The organism is Nocardia sp. NPDC056100 (assembly GCF_042266325.1).
Taxonomy (GTDB): Bacteria; Actinomycetota; Actinomycetes; order Mycobacteriales; family Mycobacteriaceae; genus Nocardia.
This window is the reverse complement of the sequence record NZ_JBHJVY010000001.1, coordinates 932,041-942,255: the sequence shown is the minus strand read 5'-3', so window position 1 is coordinate 942,255 and position 10,215 is coordinate 932,041. Positions and strand designations below refer to the sequence as shown.

9 protein-coding genes are annotated in these 10,215 nt (G+C 66.0%); 2 read left to right on the top strand and 7 right to left on the bottom strand.

What is annotated here, in order from left to right; genetic code table 11:
* Window positions 1–98: 98 nt before the first annotated feature.
* Window positions 99–1,070: a non-homologous end-joining DNA ligase gene (ligD, locus tag ACFC0O_RS04425; RefSeq protein ID WP_375955935.1), complete on the top strand. Its 972-nt coding sequence runs from the start codon at window positions 99–101 to the stop codon at window positions 1,068–1,070.
* On the opposite strand, the gene ACFC0O_RS04420 is transcribed toward ligD, so the two are convergent.
* The 4 genes from ACFC0O_RS04420 to ACFC0O_RS04405 all read right to left on the bottom strand — a co-directional run bounded on the left by ACFC0O_RS04420 (window position 1,067) and on the right by ACFC0O_RS04405 (window position 4,958).
* Complete coding sequence (locus ACFC0O_RS04420; protein WP_375953757.1) at window positions 1,067–1,726, bottom strand: LppP/LprE family lipoprotein; 660 nt, start codon at window positions 1,724–1,726, stop codon at window positions 1,067–1,069. The two genes, ligD and ACFC0O_RS04420, sit on opposite strands and share 4 nt — an antisense overlap.
* A 71-nt stretch (window positions 1,727–1,797) precedes the next feature.
* The gene (locus ACFC0O_RS04415; RefSeq protein WP_375955933.1) at window positions 1,798–2,814 is read right to left on the bottom strand and encodes an alpha/beta hydrolase; all 1,017 of its coding nucleotides are present in this window, start codon (window positions 2,812–2,814) and stop codon (window positions 1,798–1,800) included.
* Window positions 2,815–2,971: 157 nt separating this feature from the next.
* Window positions 2,972–4,090: a serine hydrolase domain-containing protein gene (locus ACFC0O_RS04410; protein ID WP_375953755.1), complete on the bottom strand. Its 1,119-nt coding sequence runs from the start codon at window positions 4,088–4,090 to the stop codon at window positions 2,972–2,974.
* Window positions 4,091–4,097: 7 nt separating this feature from the next.
* A complete protein-coding gene (locus tag ACFC0O_RS04405; RefSeq protein WP_375955930.1) occupies window positions 4,098–4,958 on the bottom strand; it encodes a helix-turn-helix domain-containing protein in 861 nt (286 codons plus the stop codon).
* Window positions 4,959–5,159: 201 nt separating this feature from the next.
* Between ACFC0O_RS04405 and ACFC0O_RS04400 the strand changes: the two genes are divergently transcribed.
* Window positions 5,160–5,774, top strand: coding sequence for a hypothetical protein (locus ACFC0O_RS04400; RefSeq protein ID WP_364632104.1), 615 nt, complete (start codon window positions 5,160–5,162; stop codon window positions 5,772–5,774).
* 17 nt (window positions 5,775–5,791) lie between these two features.
* Here ACFC0O_RS04400 and ACFC0O_RS04395 read toward each other — a convergent pair whose 3' ends face one another.
* The 3 genes from ACFC0O_RS04395 to ACFC0O_RS04385 form a co-directional block, all read right to left on the bottom strand.
* Complete coding sequence (locus tag ACFC0O_RS04395) at window positions 5,792–6,292, bottom strand: hypothetical protein (protein WP_375953753.1); 501 nt, start codon at window positions 6,290–6,292, stop codon at window positions 5,792–5,794.
* A gap of 205 nt (window positions 6,293–6,497) precedes the next feature.
* The gene (locus tag ACFC0O_RS04390) at window positions 6,498–9,308 is read right to left on the bottom strand and encodes a molybdopterin-dependent oxidoreductase (protein WP_375953751.1); all 2,811 of its coding nucleotides are present in this window, start codon (window positions 9,306–9,308) and stop codon (window positions 6,498–6,500) included.
* Window positions 9,305–10,093, bottom strand: coding sequence for an FAD binding domain-containing protein (locus ACFC0O_RS04385; protein ID WP_375953749.1), 789 nt, complete (start codon window positions 10,091–10,093; stop codon window positions 9,305–9,307). Before ACFC0O_RS04385 ends, ACFC0O_RS04390 begins: the two co-directional genes overlap by 4 nt.
* Between the last annotated feature and the right edge of the window lie 122 nt (window positions 10,094–10,215).

The following is a 10,215-nucleotide window of genomic DNA, read 5'->3' as shown; positions in this document are numbered from 1 at the left end:
GAGTGCACCCTAACTTAGGGTGCACTAACTGGCTAGGGGTTTGCCTGGTCGCCGCACGTGAATCGTGTTGTGTCGCGCACCGGGTCGAAATGCCCGATATGGTCGGACGGGTGGCCAGTAAGTCCGCCTCGCCGGCCCTGGAACTGACGGTCGGCGAGCATACGGTGCGCATCTCGAATCCGGATCGGGTGTACTTCCCCGAGACCGGGGCGACCAAACTCGACCTGGCGCGGTACTACCTGAGCGTCGGCGACGGCATCGTCAACGCCCTGCGCGATCGACCCTGCATGCTGCACCGCTTCCCGAAAGGGCTGCCCGGCGGCAAGGTGCATCAGAAGCGCGTCCCCGCCGGTGCTCCGGACTGGATTCCGACCGTGCAGCTGTACTTCCCGCGCTACGGACGCACCGCCGATGAACTCTGTGTCGACAAGCTCGCCGATGTCATCTGGGCGGTGCAGATGTCCACCGTCGAATTCCATCCCTGGAACTCGCGCCGCTTCGATACCGAACTTCCCGACGAATGGCGTATCGACCTCGATCCCATGCCCGACTGCCCGTGGTCGCGGGTACAGCGGGTGGCCGGGGTCGTGCACGAGGTGCTCGACGAACTCGGTGCGGTCGGATGGCCGAAGACCTCCGGCGGCAAGGGTTTACACATCTACGTGCGCACCACCCCGGAATACGGCTTCCAGGATGTCCGCCGCGCGGCCCTGGCCTTCGCCCATGAGGTGGAGCGCCGCGCCCCCGAGGATGTCACCACCGCGTGGTGGCGCAAGGACCGCGATCCGCGGCAGCTCTTCGTCGACTACAACCAGAACGCCCGCGATCACACCATCGCCGCCGCCTATTCGGTGCGCGGCATTCCGGAGGCCACGGTTTCCACCCCCGTGCGCTGGGATGAGATTCCGGACCTGCACCCGCGCGATTTCACCATGACCACGGTCCCCGCGCGCTATGCCGAACTGGGTGATCTGCACGCGGGAATCGACGATGCGGTATTCGACCTGGCGCCACTGCTGGAATGGGCCGACCGCGACAAGGTCGAAGTGGTGGACCTCGACGACGACTAGTGCGGATTCGTTGCCTGCGTGGGGAAGTCGCGATCGGGGGTGATCGTGTGATTATCCGAGCCCAGGGTGAGCGTGACGGTCACCGGGCCGCCCGACGGGCAGCAACTGGGATCCTGATCGGCCAGCCAGCGGTACTGCACCTGAACACTGCGATCCGACGACCCGACCACCGTGGTGTAGGCCGTCCAATGCTTGGTGGCGGTGCCCAGATATCCGGAATGGTTGAAGAACAACACATGCCAGGGTGAACTGGCGGTCCCGCGCGGCGTGCCCGCGAGCACCCACAGCAGACTGGGACACGAGCCCAGCACCGCCGGGGTGCCGCTGTCGGCGTAGAAACCATCACCACCCACATTCGGCCCGAGCGTGCCCAGCGCCGCGGTGACCACCGGCGAATTGAGATCCACACACTTCCCGCTCCCGGCGGTAGCCGGTGCGGAACCCCCGGGTTGCGTTGTGCCCGTAACGGTCTGCGGACTACTCGCCGACTGACTGACCGTCGGCTGCGTCACCGTCGCCTGGGTGGTTCCGGGCGCGGCGGTGGCGACCGGTGACGATGTAGGCACTCCGCTCACAGGCGTCGCCCCGTCACCCTGACAGCCCGCCGCCAAACCCACCACGCCAACCGCGGCAAGAATCCCGATTACCCGTTTCATGCGACACCTTCTCCTGGGCAGTACCGATTATTTCGCGCCACCGGTGAATAGCGTTGCACTCCGGGCCGATGTCAGCTCGGCAATCCGAGCCCGTCGGCGAGTACCGGCCAGGATCGGTGGAAGGCATCGCGCCAGTAACCCCAGGAATGCGTACCGGTGGGCTGGAGATCCCAGGTCGCGGGGATGCCCAGTTCATTCAGGTGGACTTGCAGATTGCGGGTGCACCAGTTCACCGCGGCTTCGATGACACCGCCGGTCACGAGCTGGTTGGCCAGGCCGAGCGGGGTCGGGTTCAACAGGTACGCGTCATCGGTCCGATCGTGCGGTCCGGGCAGACCGTTGCCGTTGGAGAGGTACAGCCGGGTGCCACGCAGCTGTTCGGCGTTCAGGACCGGATCGTTGGCGGCCCAGGCCGGATCGTCGTTGTCGCCGTACATATTCCGGGTATCGCCCTTACCCCAGGTTTCGACGACGAGCTTGGTGAACTGCTTACCGATCGGATCGGCGATCTGCGCGCAGCCGCTGTAACCCGCGACGGCGCGGTAGAAGCCCGGTTCGGCCTCGGCCAGCTGCAGAATCGCGGTCACCGTCATGGAATTGGCCGCGATGGCCTGAATCCCGTTGGTGCCCAGCGCCGGATCGATCAGTGGCGGCAATTCCTCCAGCAGGAAGGTGCGCCATTTGTTGCGGCCGAGCACCGGATCGTCGCGCTGCCAATCGGTGTAGTAGCTGAACGCGCCGCCGATCGGCATCACCACATTGACATCCTGGGCGGCCAGGAAATCGCCGACATCGGTATTGCGCCACCAGGTGGCGATATCCGCGCCGCCACCGGCCCCATTGAGCAGATAGAGCACGGGGCGCGGCGCGGACGCGTCGGCGGGGCGCTGCACCTTGACCGTGATGTCCCTGTCCATCGCCGTCGAATGAACCTGGAGTGTCAGATTCCGTCCGTCGACCGATACCGAGTCGATCCGTGATCCATCGGCGGCAACGGGATCGGCGAGTAGGGCCCGGTCCGCGACGATCGGGTCACTCGGGCCCGCCGCGCCCTCGCCCGCCCCGAAAACCGTAATACCCGCTGCCAGCAGCACGCCTATCGTTCCAAAAGACAGTGCGCGCCTTACTACTCGGCGTTTCAATCCGGTCCCCGGTTCTCTATCTCACGCGGACACGACGCAGTCCGCCCCGATACCTAACCACGGCGCATGGATCGCGGACCGCGAAACTGGGCGGTTGTATATTTCAACCGCCCAGGGCCAGGTGGGTGAAGGTGGCGAGGGCGTGGTCGATGGGGTGGGGGTGGGGTTTGCCGGTGGGGTCGAGGGGGTTCCAGCGTTGCAGGTTGACGGCGGCGGAGAGTTGGCGGGTGCCGTCGGCGCTGGTCAGGGATATCGCGCCGCCGCCCCAGACGGAACCGTCATGGCCCCAATGGATTCCGCGGCCGGGGATGGTGGTTTTGTGCAGGCCGAGGCCGTAGTCGATGGTCTTTCCCTCGAAGGAGATGACCGGGACGGTTCGCTGCATCTGCTCGAGTGCCGATGGGCTGATGATCTCCCCGGCCAGCAGTAGTGCGAAGAAGCGGTTCAGATCCGAGACGGTCGAGATCAGTGAGGCCGCGGGGCCGACCCAGGACATGTTGTAGACGCTGTAGTCGCGCGGCGGGTCGATCATGCCGAACCAGGACTCGTAGTGCAGGGAATGCGGGCCGTTGACGGTCAGGCCCAGCGGGAGTTCGGTATCGCGCAGCCCGGCACGCTCGATGACATTGCGGGTGATGAGTTTTTCGGCCGAGGTGCCCGTAATCGATTCCAGCAGTTGGCACAGCAGCAGGTAGTTGGTGTTCGAGTACACGCCCGGCGGGATGCCGGGCTGTCCGGTGGCGGGCGCGGCGACGCCCATCGCGATCAGATCGGTCGCCTGAAACCTGGTGAACCGGTTGTCATCCAGGCTCGCCGGGGTGGTTTTCGCCAGGTTCGGGAAGGCGGCGAGCGAAGGATAGGCGTAGGGCAGGTATTCGGCCAGTCCGCTGGTGTGGTTGATCAGCATGCGAACGGTGATCGCGTTGCCGCGTTCGCCGGGAACCAGGTCCGGCAGGTAGTGGCCGATGGCCGTGTCGAGGTCTATCTCGCCGTCGTCCACCAATTGCAGTACCGCGGCCGCGGTGAACGTCTTGGTGATGCTGCCGACGCGATGCCGCATATCGGCGGTCACACCTCGCCCGGTGGCGAGATCGGCGACTCCGGCTGCCCCGCACCAGATTTGGTCATGGTTGCGGACCTCGGCGAAGACCCCGGGCATTCCGGCGTCGTGAATATCGGTCAGTGCGCCCTGTAGCTTGTCGGGCTCGAATGTTGTGGTCACGGACCGACTATGGGCCGAGCGCCCCCGCCCGGTCTTGTACGAATCTTCCCCAGGCCCGATACCGCTGCTCGGCGATCGCGGGCAGATAATCCACCGTCAACGATCCCGGCGTGCGATCGGCGAACATCGACACATCCCGGCACAGATGCGCCTGATCGACATATCCGCACGTCGCCGCCACATCCGCGGCAGCCCGCCCCGCCAGCAACCCGTCCACGGCGGCCCGGAACCGCACCAGCATCGCCGCCCGCTTGGGCGTCAACCCGATCTGCGATTCGAACCGCCCCCACAGCCGCTTATAGCTCCACCCCACCGATTCCGCGAGCGCGCCCACCCGCACCTGCCCGCCGGAGCCGAGTATTCGAGCCCATCCCGCCAGCACCTCCGGATCGGGTGCGCGCAGCGGTCTATCGCGCTGCGCCAGAAACGTTTCCGTCAACGCGAAGCGTTCCCGCCAACTGTCCCGCGCCGCAAGCTCTTCCCGCAGCAGCAGCGCTCGCCCACCCCAAAGATCCTCGAGATCAACGACTTCGCGCCCCAACTCGCGCGGGGAGATGCCGAGCACCGAATAGGCCCGCGCCGGTGACAACCGGACCTCCACGCACCGCACCCCGTCCCCGCCGACTCGCATGGCGTCCATGCCGAGCCCCGCGATGAACCCACCGAGCCTGCGCGGTCCGGCGGCGTCATCGATACTCAGCCCGCGCCCGCCGAATTCGACCACCAGGGTGACCGCGGCGGTCCCGGCGACGCGGAGATCCATTCCGCCCGTGCCGAGATCGCGGTAGCCGATCATCGCGGCTCCGCCGGCAGGGCCCGCCGCCGCGAAGTCCCACCCCGAATCGGTGCCGGTGCCACCGAAGTTCATGGTTCCCACCCGTCCAGGCTAACCGCTCGGTCCGGCGGCGGACGGTTCAGACCGTGCGGTATCCGCTCATTTCGGTACGGCCTACGAAAATGCGTGCGAGGTAACTGTTTCGGCAGAAATCAAGAACGCCAGCAACTTCTGGGTACATAGGTGTCAAGCCGGGCACGACCCGGAGAGCTCGATATGTGAAGAAGTACGATCATGCGTAGAGCAACGGCGCTCTTCGCCGCATTATTGTTGGCAGTCCTCTTTTCCATTACCTATGTTACGACTCCGCGGGCGAATGCCGATGAGTGCCTTGGCGACTGGGCCATCGGCATCGGCGGACTCGGTGACAACTCCTCCTCGGTATTCGCGCCATTCGTGAATCAGCCCGTGGGCTACAACTCCGCCGACCCGATGTCGGGGTTGAACGAACTCGACCGGCTGTTCTGGCAGCATCGCAATCAGTGCCCCGGCGACCACATCCGGATCATCGGGCACAGCGAGGGCGCGGGCCTGGTCCACGCCTGGGTTACCGCGCATCAGGGAGTCGACAATGCCAATGCCATTCTGCTGGCGGATCCCAAGCGCGCTCCGGGACCCGGTTGGGGCGGTCTCGCCTCGACTCCCGGCAGCGGAATCATCGGTTATCCACTGGCCGGCGTAGACGATTGGTTCGGCGGTTTCCCGACCCTGACCGTCTGCAACCGGGATGACCAGATCTGCGATACCTCGGCCGGTTGGTGGGGTTATCTGTTCGGTGGCGCGCATAGTCGCTACGACTTCAACGTCTGGGACTACGGCGACTGGGATTCCGGCGTCTGGTACCGGTAATCGGTGAATCATGGGGATCAGTAGCCATTGGGCACTGGTCCCCATTGACTGAACCCGTGCCCCAGTGAGGTGCAGACGGCGGTGCCGTTGAAGGTGATCTGACAGGTCGCCCCGGCGTGGGTGATGGAGTATTGGGGATCGTGGTAGGTGGCCGCGGGCAGGCGCTGCAGCGCCGGATTCCCGCCCGGCAGCGTATGGCTGCCATTCGAATTCCATTGCGGGCGAGCCGGTAATGCGGCCGAGTCCAGCACAATGGCCGGAACATTCGGCAGCGATATCTGCGTGCCGAAGTACAGGACGTTCATGGCGGCCGCCGGTGTGGCGAGATCGCAGCCGATGACGCCGCCCGGATCGATCGAACAGTTCCAGCCGCCGAGTGCGAAATACGCGGTACCGTCGACGACCGCGGGACCGGGGGAATCATCGGCCTGTGCGGGGCCCACGCCGACCAGGCATGAGACCAACCCCAGAATTCCACCGCAAACCCCTGCGGTGGCGACTCGCACAGCCCGTGACACGTTATCTCCCTGAATGTTCCAGCGGCCCGGCACGCGCACAGGCCATAGAGAAAAGCTATCACTTTCCGGCGCGTAGGCCACGGATCTGTCGAGGGGCCTTACATGAATTTTCCGCCGGTATCGGCCCTTCCGGCCCCTTTCGCAGCGATCCGGCAGCGCATTTGTTTCGCGGTGCGAAAGATACTTCGCGGTTTGTGTCGAATTCTCATTCCACGACGTCATCGGCGAGCGGTTCGACGAGCCTGGCCAGATCGGATCGGGAAATAGGCGCACGGCTTATCGTGGGCCCCGGCAACTGCCGAGTTTGCCTGTGATGCAGCGCCAGCCAGATGCGATCCCGGGTGACCGGAAGTTCGGTGAACCGGATGCCGGTGGCATCGCGCAGGGCGTTCGCCAGCGCCGGGGCCACCGGATTGAACGGGCTCTCACTCATGGATTTCGCGCCCAGCGGGCCGATGGCATCGGAGGTCTCCATGAAGGTGACCTCGGTGCGCGGGATATCGGCGAAGGCGGGCAGACGATAGCGGCGGAACGCGGCGGTGCTGACCTCGCCGCGCTCGTCGATCCGCACATTCTCGAAAAGCGTTGCGCCCAAAGCCTGGGCGACACCGCCCTCCACCTGTCCTCGGCACTGCAGCGGGTTCATTACCTTGCCCGCATCCGCCGCGTGCACGCTGCGCAGAATGCGGAGCTCACCGGAATCGGGGTCGACCGCGATCTGGAACAGCTGGGCATTGAAGGCGACCGAACGCGGTGTGCCACCCCAATGCCCCTCCGCGACAAGGGTTTCACCATCGATGGCCGCGACGCTGCACAGCACCTGGAGTGATACTCGCCGCGAGCCCGCCACCACGGCGTGCTCGGTCACCCGGCAGTGCGACGGTTCGGCACCCAGGTGCGCGGCAGCGCGCGTGATCAGCACCTCGGCCATGGCCCGCGCCGCGTGCAGCACGGCCTTACCCGCCACCACGGTGCCGGTGGAACCGAAGGCCCCGGTGTCATGACCGACCACATCGGTATCGGACTGTCTGATCCGCACCCGATCCACCGTGGTGCCCAGCTCCTGCGCGACGATCTGGCGATGCACCGTGGTGGTGCCATTGCCGAATTCGGCTGTGCCGACCGCGAGATCGTAGGTGCCATTGGGCAGCAGGGTGATTCGAGCATCGGCGAAATGACCGCCCGGCGGCCCGGTCGCGATCATGGACAGCGCGAAGCCAGTGCCGGTGCGCCAGCCCGGTGGTGCGGGCGGAAAGGGATCGGCCAGCGCGGTACGGATGATGCCCAGGCATTGATCGAGCCCGTAGCTGGCGATATGCAGATCCTCCTCATGCCCGCCGGGGGTGTTCATCGGCTCGCCGGGGCCGATCATATTCCGCTCGCGGAAGACCAGCGGGTCCAGGCCGACGCGACGGGCCAGCTCATCCATCACCGATTCCATGGCGAACACCACCTGGCCCAGGCCGTAGCCGCGAAACGCCCCCGCCGGAACGGTATTGGTGTAGACGGCATAACCGTCGACCTTCTTGTTCGGGCAGCGGTAGACGCCGAAGGATTCGCCCGCCGAGTGGAAGAGCACCGCGGGACCGTGGTTTCCGTACGCCCCGGTATTGGAGACGATGCGGGCTTCGAGGGCGCACAGCGTGCCGTCACGGCGTGCGCCCGCCTTGACCCGAACGGTGAACGGATGCCGGGTGGTCGCACCGTAGAACTGTTCCGCGCGTGTGTATTCCAGCTTCACCGGTCGGCGCAGTCGCAGGGCCGCGAGCACCACGATGTCCTCGACGAGCATTTCCTGTTTGCCGCCGAAACCGCCGCCGACGCGTCCGGCCACCACTCGTACCTGCTCGAGCGGCAAATCGTAGAGGGCGCATAGAGCGCGCCTGGTCAGGAATGGCGTCTGCGTGCTGGAGCGCACCACGAGCCGATCGTCCTCGTCGAACCAGGCCACCGCGCCATGGGTTTCCAGGCTCGCGTGCTGTACGCGCTGGGTGCGGAAGGTCTCCTCGTAGATGACGGCAGCCTCGGCGAAACCCGCTGCCACCGAGCCGATCTCGCCATGCACTTCGCCCACCACATTGGATTCGGGCCGGGCGATGCGCGCGATCTTCGCATCCTTGGCGTGCACCCGGGGCGCGTCCGGGCCCATCGCCTCCTCCGGGTCCAGGACGTACGGCAGCACGTCGTACTCGATCTCGATGCGGCGGCAGCCCTCCTCGGCAGCGGCCTCACTGTCGGCGACCACCGCGGCCACCCGCTGTCCGACATAGCGGACCACATCGTCCAGGACGCGGGTGTCGTCGGGATCCTCCTCGGGATGTTCATGGCGCGCACTCGAATACAGGCGTTCGGGGGCATCGTGATGGGTCAGCACCGCGTACACGCCCGGAACGCGTTGCGCCGCCTCGGTATCGATACGCAGAATGCGGGCGTGTGCGTGCGGGGAGCGCAACAGCTTCATATGCAGCAGCCCGGGAATCTCGATATCGAAGGTGTACCGGGCGGTTCCGGTGACCACCTGCGGTCCGGCGGGTGCGCCGAGATTGCGCCCGACCGCCGCACCGGCCTCGGGTTCCTCGGTGTGGCGCACGCCCTCGATGGCATCCTCGATGGCGCGATATCCGGTGCAGCGGCACAGATTTCCCTTCAGCGCGCGGGGGAGATCCGCGAGCTGCGATTCATCGAGTTTCGCTGTGGTCATCAGGAAACCCGCCGTGCAGAAACCGCATTGGAAGCCCTGCGCGTCCAGGAATCGCCGCTGCACCGGATGCAGTTCGCCATCGCGCGCGAGCCCCTCGACGGTGGTGACGCTGTGGCCGTCGGCGCGCACCGCCGGATACAGGCAGCTGTGCACGGGTTCGCCGTCCACGTGCACCGTGCAGGCACCGCAGTCGCCCGCATCGCAGCCCTTCTTCACCCCGAAGCAGCCGTGTTCGCGCAGATAGGTGCGCAGGCACTGCCCCGCGCGTGGCTGGTCGTCGAAAGTGCGGTCATTGACCTGGATTTCGAAGCTCATACCAGTTCTCTCCTGATCTCTTCGGCGAGCAGCAGGGTCATATGTCTGCGCCACTGCGGCAGGCCGTGGATATCGTCGAACCACACCCGCTCCGGTACCGCGTGATCGATGGCAGAGCGCAATTCGGCTGCACCGGGTCGGTAGTGGAAGCGAATGCGGATCGGCCGGGTGGTCGAGCCGGTGATGGTCAGGCGCAGTACGCCCGCACTGTCGAGCGTTCCGATGACCAGGACACCCGAGCGGCCGTGGCCGTAGAGGGACGCCTGCCTAAAGGCGGTGCGGCGGGCCAGCGCCGCGGCGGGAATCGTGATCGACCGCAGTAGTTCGCCTTCGCGCAGGACGTTCTCGCCTGCGCCCGTGACGAATTCGAGCACGGGTAGCCGCCGCCGTAGCCCGGCCGGGGATTGCAAGAGGCATACGCCGTCCAATGCGGCGGTCAGCGAGATCATCGGCCCGGCGGGCAGCGAATTGCACAGATTGCCGCCGACCGTGGCCATATTCCAGATCTTGAACGATGCCAGGAACGCATGGCAGCACTGCCGGAACAGCTCCCGCTCGGTGGATCGGAACAGCTCGGCCACCGTACAGGTGGCCGCTATCTCCAGCCCGCCATCGGGCAGCCGGTGCAGCGGGGTCCAGCCGGTGCGGCTCAGATCGATGAGGCGGCGCAGATGCGGCTGCGGTTCGGAGAACAGGTAGGTGCCGCCGCCCAGCCAGGCGTCACCCGGTCGCCACTCGCGGAATTCGCGTGCGTCGCACACCTGCGCGATCGTGTTCAGATCCACCCGGCACCCCTCGAAATCGATGACCCGCCCGATTCAAGCGGGGGTGCGGGCCGCTGCCATCGGGTGCGCATACGAAATTCCGGGGGTGCCGCGCCGAATTTCGGTGGATCGAACAAGACATC

Excerpts from the sequence above, each read along its gene's own strand:
- ligD (WP_375955935.1), top strand. The coding sequence starts at position 99 with ATGGTCGGACGGGTGGCCAGTAAGTCCGCCTCGCCGGCCCTGGAACTG.
- ACFC0O_RS04420 (WP_375953757.1), bottom strand. The coding sequence starts at position 1,726 with ATGAAACGGGTAATCGGGATTCTTGCCGCGGTTGGCGTGGTGGGTTTG.
- ACFC0O_RS04405 (WP_375955930.1), bottom strand. The coding sequence starts at position 4,958 with ATGAACTTCGGTGGCACCGGCACCGATTCGGGGTGGGACTTCGCGGCG.
- ACFC0O_RS04400 (WP_364632104.1), top strand. The coding sequence starts at position 5,160 with ATGCGTAGAGCAACGGCGCTCTTCGCCGCATTATTGTTGGCAGTCCTC.
- ACFC0O_RS04390 (WP_375953751.1), bottom strand. The coding sequence starts at position 9,308 with ATGAGCTTCGAAATCCAGGTCAATGACCGCACTTTCGACGACCAGCCA.